The organism is Fuerstiella marisgermanici (assembly GCF_001983935.1).
Classification (GTDB): Bacteria; Planctomycetota; Planctomycetia; order Planctomycetales; family Planctomycetaceae; genus Fuerstiella; species Fuerstiella marisgermanici.
Genome location: NZ_CP017641.1, coordinates 5,684,825 through 5,705,573, shown reverse-complemented (window position 1 = coordinate 5,705,573; position 20,749 = coordinate 5,684,825). Strand labels below are relative to the sequence as shown.

Genomic DNA, 20,749 nt, shown 5'->3' with positions numbered 1-20,749 from the left:
CTCCACCAAAAACCAAGAAAAGTAAACCCTAAAACTAAAATCAAAAGTCGTCGCCGCGATCCATCGGATTGATATCACCGAAGACCCGGATCGGCCGGGACTCATCGCCGTCACCCGTCCAGAGCACGCCACGCTTGTTGTTTGTGCGGCGCGGTACCATGGACAACTCCGGATTGGCGGCCCGCATAGCACTCAGACGCCGCCCGGCATCGGTCGTAGTAATGTTTGGTTTCCCGAAACAATGCCCGCACCACGCAAGACAATGGTCCCAACTTAGGAACACGCGACCAGATGTGTCGAAGCCAGCTTGTTCAATTTTTGAGCCAAAATATTGGACCAAATCTTCCACTTCATCAGCTTCGACATCTGCTTCCTCTTGTCGTTCTGCAATCACGGCCTGAGCGTCGGACGGTTCGGGTAGCCGGGCAAGCACTTCCGATTCCCATTGGCCCCATCGCGACTGCCCAGCCAGAGAGGTGGCAGGTTGGCGAAGTGTTCCAATCAGATCGCCAAGCAATTCCATACGATGTTGCCGAACGAAGCCCATCACAGACTCATCCCAATCCCCCCGGAACTCTGGCCGGGCAAGGCGAATGACGACGCTTCGTTGAGCGATATCTTTGCCAAGACTCAAACCGTTTCCTGTCAACACCCACAACAGATCATTCGGCCTTGACGCTTCGCCGACGTTGTTCTGGCGTCCTGAGATCACTGGTGAGGTCACTAACGCTTCGAACTGCGGCCATGACAGCCGCCAGCTTTTCACGTTGTCGTACAACACCAACCGTTTTCGACGTCCCTCAGACGACAACAAACGAGCCTTGAACCGGTCGAAGTCTTCCCCCTTCGAAAGTTCCAACAGACCACCAACCAGCTCAGCAAGCACGGCCACAAGTGCGCTTTTGCCGCTTCCGGGACCATCAGCCGTAATTGCGAAAACTGGCCGCTTGCCACATCCGCCGCCCCATACGGCCGTGAGGAACATCGCCTTTATTAGATCCCCGTCGACCGGCCCGGCCGGACTGAAGAAATCAAGCAACTCTTGCAGGTGCGATCCATCCCCGACGTCCGGCCAATCGCAGGCGTAGTAGCATTTCGGGAGCTTCGGTTCGTGCGGAACAATCTGAACAGCCTCGAAGCCATTGACGGTTCGTTGAGTCTCGCTGAACACTTCTTTCTTGCTATGAAATCCAATGCCGGATCGGAATGCCGGAACAATGTCAAGACGCGAACCCAACCAACCGAACAACTGAGTGTCATCGTTCAACCAATAGACCCGACTCGCGTAGTCGCCCCTCCCCTGATCGATGAAAAGCTGGCGATCAACTCGCATGATTTCACCCGGTGGAATCTGCTTTAAGACGGACGACATCGGCAACCCGACGAACTCTGTTTTCTTGCCTGTCAGCACGACGTCGAAGTTTCGGAAAGACGGCACGGACGTATCGTCATCATCTGCTAAGTCCGCAGCATTAGTCATCGCGCCGAGAGACACCATCAATGACTCCAGATCCTCAAACGAACGAGGCGACTCCGTCAGCCAGTCCCGCACGTCTGCCCCGTGAGTCTCAGCCAGAGGGAACGGCAGCCGCAGCAATAGCACAGACTTAGCGAGCCGATTGACATCGTTGGCAAAATCCATCACGCCTTTCTGGCCGGGCTTGTCAGCATCACCGGCAACGATGACGTCCTTCCCCTTGAACATCGATAGGGGCGGCATCCGATCGGACGAGGCAGACCATGCACAGCCGGTTGTGTTTGTCACGATGGCATGGTTCGCGGGAAGCAACGGCAGCAAGGCAAAGCCGTCCGTGAGTCCTTCGACTCGCCACACAACGTCCGCCCGTTTGAATCGTTTCCGCCCGCCGACAAAGATCCATCCGGCTTTCGATCCGCCAACGTTGTGGCTTTTTCGTTCCTGCACATCGCGATACGCAGGGAACGGGGTACCGTCTAGCCGATAGATGTGCAGGGCCGCTTTTTCTTTGCCGCGATACCCAACAAATCCAAGCACCGGTTGGCCGTACTGACCTTTCGGCCAGAAACCCAACATCGGGTCAGAATCAATCACAGCCGTCGCGTCGACGCCGGGTTTCTTCTTCGCCCATTCGTCGACTGCGGTCCGTAGTTCGTCTGGTGTCGCGTCCTGCTGTTGCCATCGTTCAAACGGTGAACGAGCGTCTTCTTGCTTCGCGGCTTGCACAGCAGGCACCGCCGCCCCGCCGTCATTCAGCCACTTATCGACCGCCGCAAGTGCAGTTGGAAAGTCCCAGCCATTCCACCACATCAGAAACGCCAGACCATCGCCGTTGCCGGAAGAATAACACTGATTGCAGTACGCCGCCCCGTCGCTATCGAACGATGGCAAAGCACGAAAACGATCGGTGCCACCGCACTTCGGGCAAGGGCCATGCTTCCCGTTGAGACTGGATTCACCCAACCCCGGACACAGCTCCAGCACAATGGCCCGCCATCGCCCGGCCGCTTTGGCGAGTAAGTCTTGTTTGTCAATGTGTTTTGGCATCATGCCGTCCGTGCTGATGGTGCGCGAGTACTCGCGATTCTGAATCCTGTGATGCGGCCACGCACGCCATTGCGCTTGCCGCTGGATGGTTGGACGAAGTGCCCAACCAGAAGGGGAGAGTCTGTCGCTCGGGTCTCCCGTCCGCCGCCATCGGACCTAAGCCAATCCGGCTTCCGCCAGCTCGACGTCAGTGGGCACGTCCACTTCGTTATCGTGCTGGTCACTTTGCTGGCAATCCTGAGCGGCCGTCACGCGAGTCAGGAAATCACGGACCATGTCCGCAGATAAGAACACTTTGGCACCGACTCGAACGACCTTCAGTTTTTCACCGAACACGCCTTTTGTGACCCAGCGGCTAATCGTCACACGTGACGGTGGTTTGCCGTTGTTTCCGGCAGGCAACAGGTTGTCCCGGACATAGCTGACGGTGCGGAGTTCACGGCTCCACGCATCGACAAGTTCGCGATAAGTTTGGCGTGATTCGGGCGAGCCATACGAACCAAGATCGTGTTGGCGCCCATCAATGCAAACGCGAGCGTTGCCGTCTCGGTGGCGTTCGTAGATAGGTGTAGGAATCATTCAGTTGTGTCCAGCAAAAAGGAAATGCGACCAGTTCGAAAAATTCGAGCGGGTCGCATTCTGCAAGAGACAACCGGGTAATACGCAAACGGTAAAACCGGGTATTACCACTAATTTCTTTCAATGTTTCCTTGGAGAATTTCGCTGTTTCCGTTCAGCTTCAAGGTTCGCTTCGAATTCAGCCAACGTTACTAGTTTTTTGGTTTCTTCCGTCCCTTTTCTTATAAGCCGAACTGTCGTACCCGGTACGATTCCGGTCGCCTGCTCGACTTTTGCTTTCTTCAATGCCGGGAAAAGGGCATTTGTGTTGAGGGCGGTCTCAGGGTTCTGCAAGGTGTTCCATTTATCGCAGATCGCCTTCGGTTTTAGCTTTTCATCGATCCGCCATTTCAATAACAGATGGTCCCGGTAAAAATTCTTCAATCGCTGCGAATCCATGCGGGGGATTTCCGCTGAATTCGCGTTCGGCAGTTCGGTGGCTTGGCACAACTCACGCAACTTGCCAACGTGCCGCTTAAGCAATTCGCGGCAATGGTCGACGCTTTCGATTTTTGGCATGTCGATGCCGACAAAGAGCGAGCTTCCATTGAGTCCACGGCGAGGTTCGGCATTGCCCCGTTTTCCTTTTGCCAGCCATGTTAGGTAGCGAGCAATACACTCAAGCTCGACGCCCTCTACCTCGGTGCATCCAAGCCGTGACCGGGGTTGGGCGTTGATCCAGTCGGCCCAGCGTCGATCGCGCCAGATTTTCCGGACGGCCTCTACAACAGCGGAATTTCGCGTTCCCGTTTCCGTCGCGGAAAGTACATTTTCCAGCCGTTCAAAGAACGACTCCCGTTCCTCAACCGTCAGCGGTGCCAGGACTCGGGCTTTAGTCCCACTTCCCCCCTCATGCACATCCGTCATGTTGTCGCCCTGAACACAGTATTCTGAACGGAACAAGAGAGCAGACGACCGCTCAGGAATCGCCGTTCGGCCGAATTGATCAGTTCCTGCCTAGCCGTGCATTTACGATAGTTTCAAATTGCCGATAACAGAAGCCATGCATGATTTTGCTCATCACAGAATTTCATGGAACGGAAATCACATCGCTGGAATCGCCTCGTGTGGGTTGCGAGCCTCGCAAACCGAGCCGCTGCCTTGGACTGATTGGACCAATCACTGTCATTATTCCTCAGGGAGTTTCTGGACCGCTTCCCAACTCGTCACTTCCCCCGCCGCATTCGCCTGAACATTCGTTAGCCAATACGAACGACGCCGATTCTGCCGGATGTAAATGCCGGTGACGCCGGTCAAGCTATAGCTCCCGTCAGCGAGTTGCACGTGCCACGACGTGCGGTAAATCGCGGGGGATTCCATTTGTTGAGTCACGTTTTGATCGATCCTCCAGATTTGCTCATCGGTAAGCGAACGAGGATCACCGTTGCCATCCTGAACGGATGCCAAGGGCTCAGCCCCGGCCGAATCCGGAACCGTAGAACCATTCTTAGCGACGACGAAACCAACAACGCCACCCAACATCACCAGCACAACCGACCGAAGTAAATTCTTCATTGTTCTCCCTTGAGTAAGACATAGAACTAGCCACAACGCAAACGATCACCCAACCTTTCCCATCACGGCTTTCGCTTTTTCCGTATCCAGTTCGGCATAGATTTCCGTTGTGAAGCCGCTGGCGTGCCCCAGAATGGTTCGAACCGTGTCAATGTCGAACCGCTTGCGGAACACCGTTGCCGCGTTGTGACGTAGCCGGTTTGGACTCCAGGCGGGCACACCGGCCGCTTCACAAGCTTTGCGAATCGCCTGCGCGTAACTGTCCGCCCGATAGAACTCGTTCGGTTTTCGTTTCGGGTTCTCCTTCCGAGTCCGTGCCGCCTGACTTGGCGTCATCGGCGACGTGCGAGCTTCACGACGTGCCGCATCGAATTCTTTACGCGCGTCCGCCGGCGAAAACAGGTAGCGGTTGGCATCAGCCAGAAGGAAGGGGTTTAGGACGGCTTGACCCAGCGGGCCGATAAAAACCTGTCGACTTCGTCCGTGATGTTCCGTTTTGTGGGTCTGCGGCCGATATTCCCAGACGTCGCCACTTCGGTCGATGTCACACATCCGCATGATGCGAGCTTCACCAGGCCTCATGCCGGTGGCCAGTTGAATCTGGATCAATCCCCAGACCGGTCGCGTCACGAATTCCCGAATCGCTTCAATGTCGTCATCGGGAACCGGTTCAACTTTCGTTCCTTCCTTGGCTCGCGACCGCCCGAACCGTAACCCGGAAACAGCATTCACGGCCGCATGCACATCGGGCGGAACAAGTTCGTTCTCAACGCCCCACTTGAACATCCGCTTGATGCGACCGATTCCGGTGTTGATTGACTTCCGGACGTGTTGAGCATCGACCAGCGTTTCGCGGAACTCTTTCAATTCGACCGGTCCGAATTCACTCACGCGCAACCGCCCGAATGTGCTGGCCAGTGGCTTCAGCATCATTTTCAAAGCGGCAATTTCGGACGTCTCTTTACCGTTCTTCCGGTAGTAGCCCTTCGCGAACTTCATATAGGCGATGCAGAGATGGGCAACCGACATCTGAGGCGATTCCAGCCGCTCAATACGACTCGCCTTGTGTTTTTGTTTCAGATATTCGGCAATCAACTCATCGTAGCGACGACGGGATTCATCGGAGCCGTACGGCCCGAGGTAATGATCTTTGCCGTTGAGCCGGACTCTGGCCTGTCCGGTCGGCTTGTGATGCAAATAGCCGGGAATTCGTTTCGACATCGTGCGGTTCCCCCACAAAAGGTGGTAGAAAAAGTGGTAGTAGACCACTTCAAGCCGCACTGCCGAGTCGGGCAGGTTACCGTAAATCACGGTATAGCAAAGAGTTAGAAGAGTGCTCCCACTAGGAATCGAACCTAGAACCTATTGATTAAGAGTCAATTGCTCTGCCAATTGAGCTATAGGAGCGGGGTGCGACCAGCGGGAAGCTTGTCGCAGTGGGGTAGTTTATCGTGCGGTTTTGGAATTCCAAGCGAAAGGACCGCGTTGTGTCACCATTTGTCGACCGGGCCGCTGGGGACCGGAATGTGGCAGTCGGTGAGGACTCCGGTGCGGTTTCCGCCGACTGGTCCTTCCATGCGGATTCGTTCCAAAGCCGCGTCGAATTCGGATCGCGTGCTTACGAACTGGAAATCACCTCGCAGCTTTTTGCGGATCTTCATGCCCTTCAGATACCAGTGAGCCATTTTGCGGAACAAAATGATGGCTCGTTCCGGCGGATGGCGTTCTTCCAGAAATTCGTACTGCTGCACCATTAACTGCAGGCGTTCTTCAAAGGTGCCCGCCGGTGCATAGCTGCCCGTGCGTTCCCATTCGTCAAGCTGCCGGAAGATCCACGGATTCGCCAGGGCCGCTCGACCGATCGACACCGCATGACAGCCGGTTTCACGGATCATCTGAGCCGCATCTGCCACGTTGCGAACGTCGCCATTGCCCACCACAGGGATGTTCTCAACGGCTTCGACGACCTTACGGATCCCGGGGCGTGACACCGAACCGCTGAAGCCTTGTTCTCGCGTGCGGCCGTGAATGGCGATGGCGCAGACGCCGACCTGTTCGAATTCGCGAGCGAAAAACGGAGCGGTCAGGTTGTCGTCGTCCCAGCCCAGACGCATCTTCACGCTGACGGGGATGTTGACGGCTTCGACAATCTTTTGAACCAGAGAAATCGTGTTTGTGGTGTCGCACATCATTCCTGCGCCGGATCCGGCGCCGGCGATGCGGTTGACGGGGCAGCCCATGTTGATGTCGATGGTGGCGACATCGCGTTCGACTAAAAACTGAGCCGCCTGGACCATGAAATCCGGATTGCTGCCGAAGATTTGCACGGCGAACGGCTGGTCCTGCGGATGAGTTTCGATCATCTGCATGGTGCGTTCGTTTTGCGATAGTAGAGCTCGGCAATTCACGAGGTCCGTCGTCGCCAAACCGACACCGCCGATGTTGCGGACGATTCGGCGAAACGGCAGCGTGGTGAACCCGGCCAGCGGTGACAGCAGATAGCGCGTCGAAAGTTGTAGCGACCCGTAGTGCACTGGTCCTCGAAATTCAGGCCGTTCCACAACCGTGCGCGCTGTGTCGTCCGTCGTCGACACGGCGTTGGGGGAAGACTTAAAGACGTCAGGAATGGCTCGTTTGATGACGGGGCTCCAATGGCGCATTTTGAGCAATAAAAAGTTACCGAGTTCTGCGTGTCACGTCGGCTCTCCGATCTGGCAGGTATTACTGCACCGATCACATCAGCTTAAGCGCGCAGCAATGTGTGTCAGGCTTCCTGTCGAGCGATGATGGCTGCGTCGCGCCAGAGTTCGTCGCTGAGTCGAATGATGTCGATCACCGTCCAGATCGCAAGCCCCGCCGAAAGCAATTCTCCTACCGGGAGTGGTCCGTCCGCTGCAGACATGAGCGCCGCAGCGGCTCCTCGAGCTGCAAAGCGTTTGGCGACGGCCTTCCAGAAATACTTCCATCCCACTGTGGCTGCCGCGGCGACAGCAAGCGTAATACCCAGAGCCTTCGCAACGTCGACTAACTGGCGATTCGACTGAAACGCCGGAGCCAAATCGACGGGGCGAAAGCCGCCAGTCCCTTTCTGCTTGTTGATCTCTCGAACAATGTAAGCCAGCAGCACGGCAAGAGTCGCCAGTTCGAGTGTGCCTTCCGATTCCAGACACAACTTGTAAACGATCAGTCCAGGTGCGACTCGGCGTACCCGCAGCACGACTCGCAGAGCGGTACCGTACGATGCCACGTTGTGATCACGCGGCGTAAAGACGTTACCGGCATGATAGGGCAGTCGGTAGTAGCGATAGACTGCGCTGAGCTTGCCAACCTTGTCCACGCCCGCCTTCATACCGTTTGTGGAATCCGGCTTAACTTCATAGAACGCTTTCTCAGTTGGCTTGTGCACAAGGAAATCGGGAACCTTGGCCAGCTTCTGAGCCCATGCCCTTTCAAAGTAATCCCGCTGCATCTGCTCGGTAAAGTGAGGGTTGTTGGTGGCCAAAAACAGCAGATACGCAGCGGGATTATGGTGGTCCTGAAACACCTCAGTCCCCCGGCGGACATACGTCTTCAGGAAGTCGGCGTAAATCAGCTCTTCAGCCACTGCTCCGAAGACAGACGCTTCGGTGCTGGAAATTCCCGGGATTTCACTGGGAGCGATACAACCCTGCATGCCGTTGCCTTCTGCAATTGAACCGAACTCACTCTGTATCCTCCGGAAGTCCGACAGCTTGATCACAGGTACTGTTCGGAAGATCCAAATCTTCGTGCCGGAAGCTCACTACAGGCATTCTCATCAGTGGACGGCGTGAGTCAAGCTTACGGAACGAGCCATGTGATCGACAATCGCCTGCGCTACCCGACACTCAAGAACGTGTGAACTGGTCTGGAAATCTGCACGACAAGGCGTCATGATGGAATACCCGCCTACCAAACACTTCTCAGTTTGCCCGTTCCATGATTGCCTCTCGATGTTACTTCTACGTCGCCGCCTTGTGCTGTCTGCCTTTAAGTTGCAGTGTTCAGGCCGAAGATCCGCCGCCCATTTTCGAAGCCGATGTGCAGCCGATTCTGGCCAGCAAGTGCGGCAAGTGCCACAGCGATGCGGTGCAGAAAGGCGCGTTGAATCTGGCGTCGATGGCCGGGCTGCGCGTCGGCGGTGAATCAGGCGAATCGGCGGTTGCTGACACGCTGGACGATAGCCTTCTGTGGATCATGATCGACGGCGACAGCATGCCGCCCGAAGACCAGCCTCAGCTAACGGCCGACGAACGCGAAGTCATCCGCCGCTGGCTGGAAGGCGGCGCGAAGTCGAATGCGCCGCATGAGCCGACCGAGAAGAAACTGAATCAACATGACGTGTTGCCAATCGTGTTACTGCGCTGCACCGCGTGTCACGGAGCAACCTTAAAGCAGGCTGGTGTCGATCTTCGCACGGTTGCCGACATGAAACGCGGCGGCAAAAGTGGCCCAACGCTGGTGCCCGGCGACGCTGAGGCCAGTTTGATGATTCAACGCATTGAAAGCGAAGCGTGTCCGCCGCGCGATCAGTTGCTGAAGTTCTTTGTGCGACGGCCGCCCGCTTCTGAAGTCGATGTGCTGAAGAAATGGATCGAAGCGGGCGCGCCCGAAGACAACGTACAGCCCGACGTCGCGACCACTGAACCGGACACGTTTGTGACGGACGAAGATCGTCAACACTGGGCTTTTCAGCCGCCTCAGAAACCCACCAGCGGCGACTGCATCGACGACTTCATTCTGCGAAAGCTGACCGAACGCGGGCTGGAGTTTTCACCGGAAGCGGATCGTGATGCGTTGATTCGCCGCGCCTACCTGGACCTGATCGGGTTGCCGCCGAGTGTCGACGAATGGAAGTTGTGGCGAGCCAGCGGCGATGCCGATTGGTATGACCAAATGGTCGACCACCTGTTGGCGTCGCCTCATTACGGCGAGCGCTGGGGCCGCTACTGGCTGGATCTGGCGGGCTACGCGGATTCCGAAGGCGGAGTATCGTCCGATCCTGTTCGAGCTGAAGCGTGGAAGTATCGCGACTACGTCATCAATGCCTTCAACAAGGACAAACCGTACGACCGTTTTCTGGTGGAACAGATCGCTGGTGACGAACTTTTGGATGCCGAAGCTGCCGACGTTGTCACGGACGAAATGGTTGAAAATCTAACGGCGACCGGCTTCCTGCGAATGGGCATTGATCAAACCGGTTCGCGCACGATGAACTTTGTGCCGGAACGTCTCGGAGTAATCAACGACGCGATCACGGTAGTTGGTTCGGGGTTGATGGGAGTGACTCTGGAATGCGCACGCTGTCATTCGCACAAGTACGATCCGATTCCTCATCGCGACTACTACCGCTTTAAGGCCGTCTTTAAGGGGGCGTTTGATGAGTACGATTGGTTGAGTTTCAGGAATCGCAAGCTCAACGTTGCTACGCCCGATCATCTGAAACAGGTGAAGGCTGTGAATCCGCCGCTGGCCGCAGAACTCAAAAAGTTGCGCAAACAATTGGCTCAGGCGCAAACCGCCGAGATCCTGGAATTGCTGCGGCAGCACTATCCGCAACAAAGCGAGGCCGACCGCAAAGAAACTCTGCGTGCTCTTCGAATTGCGGATAACAGTCGCAGCCAGCCGCAGCGAGTTCTGGCCGAGATGCTGCAAACGGTGCAGGTATTGCCCGACGAAGACCAACCGCCGTCCGTCCAGCAGGCTCGCCGAACACTGGCTGAATTGCAGGATCGTATCGAAACAATTCAACAGAAGATGGTACCGTCGACGACGATCCGAGCCGTTTGGGATCGCGGTCGTCCGTCGCCAACGTACATTCTGCGACGCGGTGACCACGACAAGCCAGGACCGCTGGTTGGTCCTGGCGTTCCATCGATGTTGACCGACGGCCAAACGCCATTCACGCCGTCGCCCCCGTTTCCGAACGGAACACCAAAGACCGGGCGTCGGCTCGCGTTCGCTCGCTGGTTGACTCAGCCTGACCATCCGACGACTGCTCGAGTTATGGTGAACCGCGTTTGGTACCATCACTTTGGCACCGGCCTTGTGAAGTCGCTGGAAAACTTTGGCGTGCAGGGAGACCGGCCCACTCATCCGGAACTGCTTGACTGGCTGGCTGTGACATTCGCCGAAGACGGCTGGAGTATCAAGCAACTGCACCGGAAGATCATGACGTCTCGCACCTACCGGCAGTCCAGCCACATCGGCGACAAACAACACGGATTTGATCCGGACAACCGCTTGTTGTCTCGCATGCCGTTGCGCCGGATGGATGCCGAAGTTGTTCGCGATTCGCTGCTGTTTGTGTCAGGGATGCTGAACACAACTCCCGGCGGCCGCCCCGATCCGATTTCGGTGGATCGAAATGGCCTCGTCAGCGCCAAACCCACGCTAGACGGTCGTTGGCGGCGCAGCGTATATCTGCAGTTCCGCCGCACCGAAATCCCGTCGCTGTTGGACACGTTCGACTACCCGGAAATGGGGCCGAATTGCTTTACTCGCACCACGTCGACCGTATCGCCCCAGGCGTTGATGCTGCAGAACAACGCACTCGTCAGAACACTCGCCAACCACTTCGCGAAAAAACTTTCGTCGGACGGTTCGTTGGATGCAGTCGTGGAAGCCGTGTATGCCGCCGCGTTTAGTCGCTCACCGGCGGACGACGAGCTAGCCATCGGCATTGAAAGTCTTCAGGGCCTCGCCCGCGACTGGGGCGACGACCACCAGGCTGCCGTCCAAAGCTATTGCCACGCCATCCTCAACTCCGCCGCCTTCGTCTACATCGACTAATGCGGGGGCGGCCCCGCTGCCGGTTGGTGTGGTAAGTGGGAGACGGTGTGAGGACGGAATCGCCGGCAGTGCGTTTGTTGGCGACCAAAATTGCGGCCGATCACTCGTTTAGTCGCCGCAAAACTTGCGAAGTTAAAGCCGCAATTTGTTCAATTTGGGGGTTAGAGCGTCCGCCAGCGCCAGATCGGCGTCCCGTGTGGTGTGTTTTGGCAGCACTGCGATGTTGCAATTTGGCATGAAAATCGAGCGAATTGTGGCCTTATGCCAACACCAGGCGGGCAATTTTCGGATTCGCAGGATTTCTGCAACGCCTTTCTCAATCGTCGAACTAAGTTTCACGTCGGGCGGGACAAAATGCATCACGACTGCACATGCAACATGTGTCAGCAAACCTGAATTGCAGGTCATGAACCAAACTCACGAACAACTTTGTGCCCTTCAGGAACTTTCGTGCCGACGACGATCTGTGCGAATCCCAAATCCAGTGGAGGTCATTTTTCAGTTCGAAGAACAAACGGTGAAGGCAATTATTCGTGACACATCCATCGACGAAACAGCGAGGTCCGGTTTTGTGGGCATCGGAGTCCTGCATCAGGATTTCCTGCCACTCGACCAGCCAATCGTTTGCCGAACAAAATCTCACACGGAAGCCGTGCCGGAACTCACAGACGTCACTCTGCGATGGACGCGGCACTTTGGATGCGATGGGTACTTGAGTGGCGGCCTTATGGTGCCCCGATCGGAAGACACATGAACGAAAACGACGTACGACATTTTTTTGACGAGGAATGGAACTCGCTGCGAGGTCTGATCCGCGAACTGGAAGAAGAGGCGTGGAACGTTGAGCCGCTTGAAATATCGGCCGACGCGCAGTGGCAAAACGACCATCAACCAGCGGCAAACTCAGACGCCGCAAACGATACACAACAATCAGCAACAGACAGGCATGTCGATCCTGTTTCAGACGACAGACTGTCGTCACTGATGCAACAAATCGAACGTCGATTGAACGCGAATCGCGAAGATTGAAGGTGAACAGTGTGAACCCGGTGTCTCCATCACAACATAACTCCACCAATACGCCGACTCATTGCGTGTTTCGCTGCGGTGCGGAATGGCTTGCCTTGCCGACGCTTTCCGTGCGCGAAGTTCGGCCGGCTTCGGAGCCTGTGTTTGTGCCTGGATTGCCGGGTGTGTTTCGAGGCTTGCTTCACGTTCGGAGCGAATTTGTGCCGCTACTAAATCTGGCGTCAGTGCTGCGGCAGCCTGAAACATCGGACGGTGAAATTATGTTGGTTCTGGATGACGTCGACGGCCCTTGGGCCGTGTTTGTGGATGAAGTCAGTGGGCTGCGAGCGTTGGATATTTCTGACGCTCCCGAATCCGACGCGGCGGGCATTGCGTCAGTCGTCACTGGCTGGGCGACCGTGGATGACGAAGTGGTTCAGGTACTGGACCAGTCGGCCATTCGACAGTTTGCAGAACGAGAATTGGCATCCACCGGCCGTTCGTCCGGACTTCAAGCCAACGCGCCGACACGGGAACGAATGGGGGCACTATGAGTTACCGAATTCGATTACTTGTTACTCACGCCGTAACGGCCATCGTCGCAGGATATTGCGTTTGGTTCGGACTACAGGTCCACGGCTTCACGCGTCTGGCGTTTGTGGTTCTGTTTTCGGCGGCCATCATCGTGCCGATGCTTGTGGCGTCGTGGTGGTTGGCGCGCAGTCTCCGAAACCTTAATCGAGTGCTGGTGGATGTGTCCGGCGAATCGACTGAAACCGGAATCCCGGAACTGAATTATGTTGCGCAGCGAGTCACAGGTGCGCTGGCGCGGCAGCGGTCTTTGGCACAGAACGTTGGCGACCTTGTGCTTCTGCTGGGGCAATCTGCTTCGCATGCTGATGGCAAGTCAGTCGCAGCAGGCAGCGGACTGCTAACCGACGCGTTAGGCAATCTGTCACGCACAACAGCTCGTGACGTCGGCGGAATTCTGGCGTTGGCGGACGATGTGGCTCGTGGAGCACACGACACGACCTGCGGCACTCAGGAACAGCTGCGCACGATCGAAAACGCAACCTCAGCCGCGCAAACGCTTTCGACAACGATTGATGGCGTGGCCCGGGAAGCAAACGCTTCTAAGAAGGCTGCTTCAGACGTCGCGGACCGCGCGACGGACGGACTCGATCTGATCGAATCCCTACTCAGCGGCCTCGACCATATTCAAGCGAGCGTCGAACGCAGCGAAAAGAAAGTCACGACACTCGGCCAGCAATCAGAACAGATTGCGGCGATCGTTGAAACGATGCAAAAACTTTCCGCTCGCACCGACATGCTGGCGTTGAACGCATCAATTGAAGCCGTGCGGGCCGGGCGAGAAGGCAGCGGCTTTGCGCTGGTAGCGGACGAAGTCAGAAAGCTGGCTGAAACAACGTCCAACGCGTCACGCAACATTGCGGGGCTGGCGATTTCGATTCAAACAGAAGCTGGCGAAACAGTATCGGTGCTGGCCGAAGGTCGTCGGCAGGTGCAGGAAGAGATCCGTCTGGCTGGTGAAACGGGGCGAAGTCTTGAGGCCATCAACCGGGTTTCAACGTCAGCGGCGACTCGAGCTCAGCAGATCGCTGGTGCCGCTGTCGAACAGCTGCAGTGTACTCAGGAAGTGGTACGAGCGATGCAGCAGGTTTCGTCTGTCGCGAACCGGATCGGTGAACAAGGCGAATCGATTCGCAGCAAGACATCGGACATCGTCTCGAACGCTCAGGCATTGGAAGACGGCCTGTCGCCACTTTATCACTACGGTGATTCGGACGAAGCGACCACGACCAGTCATCGGATCACGGCAAGCCCTGCTCTGCCGCAGCCGTTAGCAAAACCATCGTCTCCTGACGACCTGATTCAGGCGGTCACGGATGGGGAGTTTGCTCAATGACCAGCGACGACAGAACAGACGACGTGAGCTGCGCGCAGCTACTTGGCGAACTGCGGCAAGCGGCTCTTCAGGTCGATCAGTGCGCTGCCGAAGCCGGGGACGTGGAACTCGGCAAGGCGACGGCCGCCCTGCTGGACCTCATCGCCGTTGCAGAAATGTTTAGTGAAGACAGCGGCACACAGGAACGGGCAAACGAAATTGCCGAGTTCTGTCAGCAGGAAGCGCTACCTGCCCTGCTGGAGCCGCCGTTCGAACGAGCCGATGCAATTCGTTGCGTGGTTGAGGACCGGTGGGGTGACAGCCTCGCGCTGCTGGAACCGGAAGAACGCAACGGGCGTGCAGATTCAAGCGACGAGCGATGGCCGGCCGATGCGGTCATGCTGGATCCGACGACCTCAGACGATCAATCTGCATGTCCGGCTCCGGAAGATGATCCAAACTACACAGTGCCGTCGCTGAATATGGCGGGAATTTTGGCAGCGCTCGGTGAGCAGTCAGATCTTCCGGCCGCTCAAGCGAACGAACAGCAAACATCACCTCCGCCTTCCGAAGCAAAACCCGCAGCGGCCCGTAAACCGAACGTCGAAACCATTGACGATCCGGAAATGGTGGCGGCCTTCGCCGATGATGCTCAGCAATGCCTGGCCGAAATGGAAGCCAGCTTGCTGGAAATGGAAAGCGCAGCGCCGACGGACGAGTCGCTCAGAAATTTCTGCCGTCAACTACACACGCTCAAAGGTGCAGCGGGAACGGTAGGACTCGTGCGTTTGGCGAGTTTCCTGCACGACCTGGAAAACTACGTCGAAAGTACCAACGGCGATCAGATCGATGTCGACCGGTTGCTGGCTGGTGTGGATGCCGTCCGAACTCAGCTTGATGCACTGGTCCGTCCGGTCGCCTCGTCACCGTCACCGTCGTCGCCGGCGGCGTCAGAACTGCCACCGAAGGAAGTCACAGCGACACCAGCGGCCTTCACGGCATCGCCGTCTGCTGGCGACTCAGACCTGTTTGTCCGAGTTGAGGCGTCGCGGCTGGATCGGTTGATGGACCTGCTGGCGGAACTGGTGATGCTGCGAAATCGTCGCGAGACGTCAGTCGATTCACTGAAAGCAATTCAGCGTAACCTGGAAAATTGCACGTCGCGGACACGGTCACTGTCATCGTCAATCGAATTCACTGCCCCACCATCAGCCATTGCCGATCATTCGCTGACCGCAAACGTGAATCGGCAGGCCACGCAATCGCGGTTTGTCGCTCAGTCGCTGAACGAAATATCGAACGACACATCGGAGCTGGAACGTTCGATTTCTGACGTCACAGATCCACTGGCCGAAGACAACGATGCTGTGTCGCACCTGATCGGACGGTTTCGTCAGGAACTGATGGAGTTACGTCGACTGCCCGTGAGCGGCCTGTTTCAGCGACTTCAACGAGTCATCCGCGAAGCCGCGAAGGCCGAAGGCAAGCAGGTGGAAATTACGTGTCACGGCGAGGGTGCTCGAGCAGAACGAGCCGTTCAGGAACGACTGTTTGAACCCTTGCTGCATCTGGTGCGTAATGCGGTCAGTCACGGAATTCGGTCACAGCAGGAACGGGTGCAGGCAGGAAAACCGGCCGTCGGAAAGATTACACTGACAGCGTTTTCTGACGCAACGTCTTTGTCGATCCATGTGAAGGATGACGGCTGCGGTTTGGACGAAGAAGCTTTGGAATCGCGTGGCCGGGAACTCGGCCTGCTGCCGTGGGATGCACCAGTTAGTCGAGCTCAGTTGTGGAAGCTGATTTTTCATCCCGGGTTTTCAACCAGGTCTTCCGTGAGCGAAATATCAGGACGCGGCGTGGGCATGGATGTCGTCGATAGCTGGGTGCGCCGATTGCGCGGAAGGATCAGCGTCGAATCCAAATCCGGCCAGGGGACAACCTTCCAACTGCAGGTGCCACTGCGTTCCTCCGTCGAACATGCCTTGATCATGCGGCACGAAGGTCAGTTGTACGCATTGCCGATGAACGCCGTCAGCGGTACCTCGGACCAGAATCAGCCGGAAGATAGCACCGCGGAGAAAAACGTCCGCGTCACAAGTCTCGGCAAACTGCTGGGCTCCGATGGCGTGCACGTACCACCACGAAGCCATGTCACGCTGCGAAACATCTCATACTCCGAATCACAGGACAACACGCAAACTGTCGCGATCGCGGTCGACGCGATCATCGGCGTGGAAGAAGTTGTCGTGCGATCACTACCGCCATTGATGCAGGGAAATGAATGGATTTCCGGCGTCACGTTGTCCGGCCGAGCGGAAACCGTTTTGGTGCTGGACGCTCGCCGATTGATCGAAGTCTCAAATCACACGTTAACGGGAGTCCAATAACCATGTCCAATTCCACCATCCTTGTCATCGACGACAGCACGACCATTCGCAAAATGGTCGACAGCCATCTTAGCCAGGAAGGGTACCGCGTTGTGCTGGCCCCCAACGGTGAGATCGGTGTCGAACTGGCCAGCGAAGTGCAGCCGGATCTTATTCTGCTGGACCATCAATTGCCGGGGACGACCGGCATCGAAGTCTGTCGCAAGATCATCGCGAAGGCGGAATGCAGTCACATTCCTTTCGTCGTTTCGTCGACGCTGCGAAAGCAGGCGTACGTCGAATACATGGACGTGCCCAACGTTGTTGATTCGCTACCCAAGCCATTTACGCCTGACCTGCTAAAAATGACGGTGGCCAACGCGCTGGAAACCGGGGCGCTGATTGTTTCGTCGCAGGCCAACGGCACGGCGGTTCCTGAAGTGGTGGGAGAAACAGAACAACCGGCGCTAAGCGGAGACTTCCGCTGGCTCGGGCTGCGCGAAGTGATTGACTTTCTGAACAACGGGCAGAAAGACGGCATGCTGGTGGTCGAAACCGAACGCAATCGCGTCTGCTTCTTCCTTGGCAACGGTCGCATTCAGGGAGTCGTTTCGCCATCGTTTGACCCGGCGGAAATCGCGGCTCGACTGCCAGCATCGATGAAAGAACTATCGCCGCTGTTGCAGTTTACGATGAGCAGCGGGACGTCTACGCGAGTGGACGGGCTGGTCGAGTTGATGGACAAAAAGATGCTGGACCCGCGCATGCTGAGAACGCTGCTGCGACACCAGGCCGCCGTGCTCACGCGGTACTGTTTTCAGAACTCACCGCAGAACTTCAGCTTCCTTCCCGATCAAACCGCCCCTTCTCTGTTTGCCAAAGCGGCCGTCGATTCGTGCCTGGCCGCGATTCTGGTCGACGGTGCGATGAATGATCGCATGGACAACGACGAAACCAGTTCTCCCGCCGCGGCCGCTCGGACCGGGTGGGTGCGAAACACGTTGCGTGGCCAAAACCTCGACCGCGCGGGTCTGTCTGCCAAACACGTTCAACTGCTGACGCATCTCGACGCGACGCCTCGGAATTCCGCAGAAATTGGCGTGCGAGCCGGGCTGTCCAGTGCAGAAACGGAGCGAGTGCTGCAGGGACTATTGCTTGCCGAATGGGTTCAGACAACCGTCCTGACGCCGAACCAAACGTTGGTGGCCTTCGAACCTGATGTGCCTGGTGCAGAAGTCATTCGGGGTGTCATCGAAGAACCGAAAAGTGGATGGACGGGCAACGTTGTTCGCGACGAATTTAGCTTGCAGATCCTGTTGAAACGAAAATCGCCAGACGCTGTGTTGGTTGCCGTGCAGGGTGAAGCCGTCCTGGACCTGCCAGAGAAACTGCGCGACAGCGAGATTCTTAATGGCGATCGGCGGATCATTCTGGTCGTGCCTGAAGATGCTTCGCAACCACTGGCCGAATCGATTCAGCACTTGCCCGTGCTTCGACGGCCGTATCAAAAATCAAATCTCGAATCGATCCTGAACTCAGATTCAATGCCGATCGATGTTCCCGCTGAGTTAATTCGGTCGGCAACTGCCACCGAAGCAACTTTGGCTGTCACAGGAGTGAACTAATGTCTGGCGCTGTAATGCAATGTAAGATCGCAGCCGTTATCACCTTGGACGGCGGTCAGGGGCGTTCGATTGAACTCTATGACGGTGATCGACTGATCCTGGGTACTGACGAAAGTTCCGACATCATCCTGACAGACGAAGGTGTCGCTTCGACGCACTGCGTGATTGGGGTTGATTCGGGCGTCGTCAGTCTCCAGGACTGCTATTCCGAATCCGGTACGTTCGTCAACGGAACGCGCGTGCGGCACACAGAACTATCCAGCGATGCTGAACTCCGCGTCGGCGCTGCCAGAATTGCAGTCGCCCTCGGAAATTCCGCCGCGCCGGAAAGATCTGAGCAGGCAGATGCCAGCGTGACTTCTGATTCAGACAGGGCGCCGCTTGAAGGTCGCAGTGAATCGCCAATCGATCAGATTGAGGAACTGAAGAAGAGCCTGGGAATCGATAACGAACGCTGTTCGACAGAGACCATCGAGGCCCCAGCGCCAGCGGCGCGTGAGCATCATTCTGTTCCCGACGAAGTTTCGGTGCAGACGCTGCAGGCCAGGCTGGACGAAGCCAATGCAGAGAATGCAGTCCTGCAGCATCGGTTGCAGAGTTTGACCACGATGTCAGACGCTCCGGCCGCCGATCCGTATCAGGACGAAATGATCGAACTGTTGCGAGCTGAAGTGCTTGATCTGCAGGCGGCTCTTGAAATGCAATCCGAAATCGCTGTTCAGCCGCCCGACCAAAGCAGCAACCCGTCGGACGACGAAGACACCCTTCCGAAAGCCGAAGCTGAACGGCTTGTCGAACGGCTTGAGCAACTGCTGGCTGAACTTGAGGAACGTGACGAACAGGTCGCGACGCTGACCGCTTTGCTGGAAGCCGCCGAAGATGCCGCGCAGGCTCAACAGGATGAACAGGTTCAGCTAAACGGGTGGCTGCAGGACATCGAAAAACGATTTGGATCACGCGAACAGGAATGGCAGGCTCAGAAAGCAAGGCTGGAACAAACCGTTGAGTCTCTGCTGGAAGAACGAAATCGCGCAGTGCTGGCGATGAGTGCGGATTCGTCGAACGCGAAGCTGGAAGCAGCACAAAACGTGATGACCGGACTTCGCGAAACAGCCGATGCGTTGCGACAGCAGTTGGCTCAATCAGAAGCCGCCAGTGCTAAGCTTCGGCGAGAGCTGGAAGACGCAAAGCAGGAAGATGCCAAGCAGGAACGCGTTGAACTGGCTGAACAGCGTGCTGAGATTGCTCGACAACGACAGGAACTGGAAAAGGCGCGTCAAAAAGCGGCGGCCGGACCGAGTGATTCGACGTTGAAGTTGCAGGCACTCAGACAGCACTTAAACGAGATCCACATCCGCGAAGAGGCAGAGAAAAAGAAAGAGTTGGAAGAACGGAAGCTCAGCAACCGCCTGGCGCGCTTGTGGGGTCGCATGGAAGGAAAGGGATAATTGTGGGCACGATTTTCACCGATACCGACACAAACATGTTGCACGCGGGCGAATCTCGTTCGCTGCACGTTCTGGACCTTGCGCGCAAGCTGGACCGATTCGGCCGCCGCGCTGAAGACTTTTTGTGCGAACAGTTCGCGAAGCTGGAACGCGAGACCGAAGAATTTGAACGCGAAAAAGCCGCGTGGAGAAGGCAGCTCAAACGCGAATCCAGTCAACTTGAGCGACTTCGAAACGAACTGGATCAGCGTCAGGCCGAAGCTGCGAAAGCAGGCGAAGTGCCTAGTCAGGATGCTCAGGCTGAGCAAAGTCAGCGCGAAGCCGCTGAGGCTGCGTTGGCAACCGGACCGGCTCCTTTCCGGTTATTGCTGCGTCCACACGATGCGACGTCAACGCAAGTCGGTCTGTTTATGTTCGAACTCTCGAAGCTGAATCGCGAAATGGGCGGACGCGGCTTGCGCTTCGAAATCGCGGAAGTCCGATTGCCAGCCAAACGCCGCTTCCGTCGCGCAGAGACGGCAACGGCGACCGCGAAAGTCCTGGAACTTACCGGGCATTCTGCGCTGCCACTTGCTCCACGCGGGACTCATGTGGCGCTTGACGTAGATATTACGGACCGCATTCACGATTGGATCGCCTTCAAAACACGACTGATGCAGTCTGGCTTGATCGACCCTGATGTTGTGGCGGCGTTTTATTCGGGCAGCCGCGTTGGTGATATCGACCTGTGTGCCACCATTCGCGAGGCCTCACGCCGCGCCGACGATGTGGGCGCCCAGGCGTCGGGCTACTCCAGCATTTCACGCTTCGCCAACACGGCTCTTGACTCCATCCAGCAGCAGCTCGACCGACTAAAAAGCTGCTACGAATCACTCAACAAAAGCTGCGGCATGCAGGTGCACATCGATCTGAATTCGCCCGATTGA

Annotated in this window: 16 protein-coding genes and 1 tRNA gene; 9 read left to right on the top strand and 8 right to left on the bottom strand. The window is 56.8% G+C overall.

Annotated elements, in window-relative coordinates:
* Nucleotides 1-40 precede the first annotated feature (40 nt).
* From Fuma_RS21250 to Fuma_RS21215, 8 genes are all read right to left on the bottom strand, one after another.
* The gene (locus tag Fuma_RS21250; RefSeq protein WP_077025886.1) at nt 41-2,527 is read right to left on the bottom strand and encodes a primase-helicase zinc-binding domain-containing protein; all 2,487 of its coding nucleotides are present in this window, start codon (nt 2,525-2,527) and stop codon (nt 41-43) included.
* Nucleotides 2,528-2,680: 153 nt separating this feature from the next.
* Nucleotides 2,681-3,103 carry a DUF1580 domain-containing protein gene (locus Fuma_RS21245; protein ID WP_077025885.1) on the bottom strand — a complete coding sequence of 141 codons (423 nt, stop codon included), beginning with the start codon at nt 3,101-3,103 and terminating at the stop codon, nt 2,681-2,683.
* Between the two features lie 120 nt (nt 3,104-3,223).
* Nucleotides 3,224-4,009 carry a hypothetical protein gene (locus tag Fuma_RS21240; RefSeq protein WP_145944289.1) on the bottom strand — a complete coding sequence of 262 codons (786 nt, stop codon included), beginning with the start codon at nt 4,007-4,009 and terminating at the stop codon, nt 3,224-3,226.
* 261 nt (nt 4,010-4,270) lie between these two features.
* Nucleotides 4,271-4,657: a hypothetical protein gene (locus Fuma_RS21235; protein ID WP_145944288.1), complete on the bottom strand. Its 387-nt coding sequence runs from the start codon at nt 4,655-4,657 to the stop codon at nt 4,271-4,273.
* A 45-nt stretch (nt 4,658-4,702) separates the two neighbouring features.
* The gene (locus tag Fuma_RS21230) at nt 4,703-5,968 is read right to left on the bottom strand and encodes a tyrosine-type recombinase/integrase (protein WP_218922232.1); all 1,266 of its coding nucleotides are present in this window, start codon (nt 5,966-5,968) and stop codon (nt 4,703-4,705) included.
* Nucleotides 5,969-5,991: 23 nt separating this feature from the next.
* Nucleotides 5,992-6,064, bottom strand: a tRNA-Lys gene (locus tag Fuma_RS21225).
* Between the two features lie 83 nt (nt 6,065-6,147).
* A complete protein-coding gene (gene dusB / locus Fuma_RS21220) occupies nt 6,148-7,317 on the bottom strand; it encodes a tRNA dihydrouridine synthase DusB (protein WP_083732215.1) in 1,170 nt (389 codons plus the stop codon).
* A gap of 104 nt (nt 7,318-7,421) precedes the next feature.
* A complete protein-coding gene (locus Fuma_RS21215) occupies nt 7,422-8,330 on the bottom strand; it encodes a hypothetical protein (RefSeq protein ID WP_077025882.1) in 909 nt (302 codons plus the stop codon).
* Between the two features lie 284 nt (nt 8,331-8,614).
* Between Fuma_RS21215 and Fuma_RS21210 the strand changes: the two genes are divergently transcribed.
* From Fuma_RS21210 to Fuma_RS21165, 9 genes are all read left to right on the top strand, one after another.
* Entirely contained in the window at nt 8,615-11,467 is a 2,853-nt protein-coding gene (locus Fuma_RS21210; protein ID WP_077025881.1) for a PSD1 and planctomycete cytochrome C domain-containing protein, read from the top strand.
* Between the two features lie 406 nt (nt 11,468-11,873).
* Nucleotides 11,874-12,221 (top strand): hypothetical protein, encoded by a 348-nt coding sequence (locus tag Fuma_RS21200; RefSeq protein ID WP_077025879.1) that lies wholly within the window; start codon nt 11,874-11,876, stop codon nt 12,219-12,221.
* Entirely contained in the window at nt 12,218-12,496 is a 279-nt protein-coding gene (locus tag Fuma_RS35390) for a hypothetical protein (protein WP_077025878.1), read from the top strand. Before Fuma_RS21200 ends, Fuma_RS35390 begins: the two co-directional genes overlap by 4 nt.
* Before the next feature lie 2 nt (nt 12,497-12,498).
* A complete protein-coding gene (locus Fuma_RS21190) occupies nt 12,499-13,029 on the top strand; it encodes a chemotaxis protein CheW (protein ID WP_338030016.1) in 531 nt (176 codons plus the stop codon).
* Nucleotides 13,026-14,402 carry a methyl-accepting chemotaxis protein gene (locus tag Fuma_RS21185; protein WP_077025876.1) on the top strand — a complete coding sequence of 459 codons (1,377 nt, stop codon included), beginning with the start codon at nt 13,026-13,028 and terminating at the stop codon, nt 14,400-14,402. The genes Fuma_RS21190 and Fuma_RS21185 overlap by 4 nt, the downstream gene beginning before the upstream one ends.
* Nucleotides 14,399-16,771, top strand: a complete 2,373-nt coding sequence (locus Fuma_RS21180) for a chemotaxis protein CheA (RefSeq protein ID WP_077025875.1) — start codon at nt 14,399-14,401, stop codon at nt 16,769-16,771. Before Fuma_RS21185 ends, Fuma_RS21180 begins: the two co-directional genes overlap by 4 nt.
* Before the next feature lie 2 nt (nt 16,772-16,773).
* The gene (locus Fuma_RS21175; protein WP_077025874.1) at nt 16,774-18,375 is read left to right on the top strand and encodes a response regulator; all 1,602 of its coding nucleotides are present in this window, start codon (nt 16,774-16,776) and stop codon (nt 18,373-18,375) included.
* Nucleotides 18,375-19,823: an FHA domain-containing protein gene (locus tag Fuma_RS21170; protein ID WP_077025873.1), complete on the top strand. Its 1,449-nt coding sequence runs from the start codon at nt 18,375-18,377 to the stop codon at nt 19,821-19,823. The genes Fuma_RS21175 and Fuma_RS21170 overlap by 1 nt, the downstream gene beginning before the upstream one ends.
* 2 nt (nt 19,824-19,825) lie before the next feature.
* The gene (locus Fuma_RS21165) at nt 19,826-20,749 is read left to right on the top strand and encodes a hypothetical protein (protein ID WP_077025872.1); all 924 of its coding nucleotides are present in this window, start codon (nt 19,826-19,828) and stop codon (nt 20,747-20,749) included.

What these genes read in the sequence shown, in the direction of transcription:
- Fuma_RS21250 (WP_077025886.1), bottom strand. Translation starts at nt 2,527, where the DNA reads ATGATGCCAAAACACATTGACAAACAAGACTTACTCGCCAAAGCGGCC.
- Fuma_RS35390 (WP_077025878.1), top strand. Translation starts at nt 12,218, where the DNA reads ATGAACGAAAACGACGTACGACATTTTTTTGACGAGGAATGGAACTCG.
- Fuma_RS21235 (WP_145944288.1), bottom strand. Translation starts at nt 4,657, where the DNA reads ATGAAGAATTTACTTCGGTCGGTTGTGCTGGTGATGTTGGGTGGCGTT.
- Fuma_RS21185 (WP_077025876.1), top strand. Translation starts at nt 13,026, where the DNA reads ATGAGTTACCGAATTCGATTACTTGTTACTCACGCCGTAACGGCCATC.
- Fuma_RS21170 (WP_077025873.1), top strand. Translation starts at nt 18,375, where the DNA reads ATGTCTGGCGCTGTAATGCAATGTAAGATCGCAGCCGTTATCACCTTG.
- Fuma_RS21215 (WP_077025882.1), bottom strand. Translation starts at nt 8,330, where the DNA reads ATGCAGGGTTGTATCGCTCCCAGTGAAATCCCGGGAATTTCCAGCACC.
- Fuma_RS21210 (WP_077025881.1), top strand. Translation starts at nt 8,615, where the DNA reads ATGATTGCCTCTCGATGTTACTTCTACGTCGCCGCCTTGTGCTGTCTG.
- Fuma_RS21200 (WP_077025879.1), top strand. Translation starts at nt 11,874, where the DNA reads ATGAACCAAACTCACGAACAACTTTGTGCCCTTCAGGAACTTTCGTGC.
- Fuma_RS21245 (WP_077025885.1), bottom strand. Translation starts at nt 3,103, where the DNA reads ATGATTCCTACACCTATCTACGAACGCCACCGAGACGGCAACGCTCGC.
- Fuma_RS21180 (WP_077025875.1), top strand. Translation starts at nt 14,399, where the DNA reads ATGACCAGCGACGACAGAACAGACGACGTGAGCTGCGCGCAGCTACTT.
- Fuma_RS21240 (WP_145944289.1), bottom strand. Translation starts at nt 4,009, where the DNA reads ATGACGGATGTGCATGAGGGGGGAAGTGGGACTAAAGCCCGAGTCCTG.
- Fuma_RS21175 (WP_077025874.1), top strand. Translation starts at nt 16,774, where the DNA reads ATGTCCAATTCCACCATCCTTGTCATCGACGACAGCACGACCATTCGC.
- dusB (WP_083732215.1), bottom strand. Translation starts at nt 7,317, where the DNA reads ATGCGCCATTGGAGCCCCGTCATCAAACGAGCCATTCCTGACGTCTTT.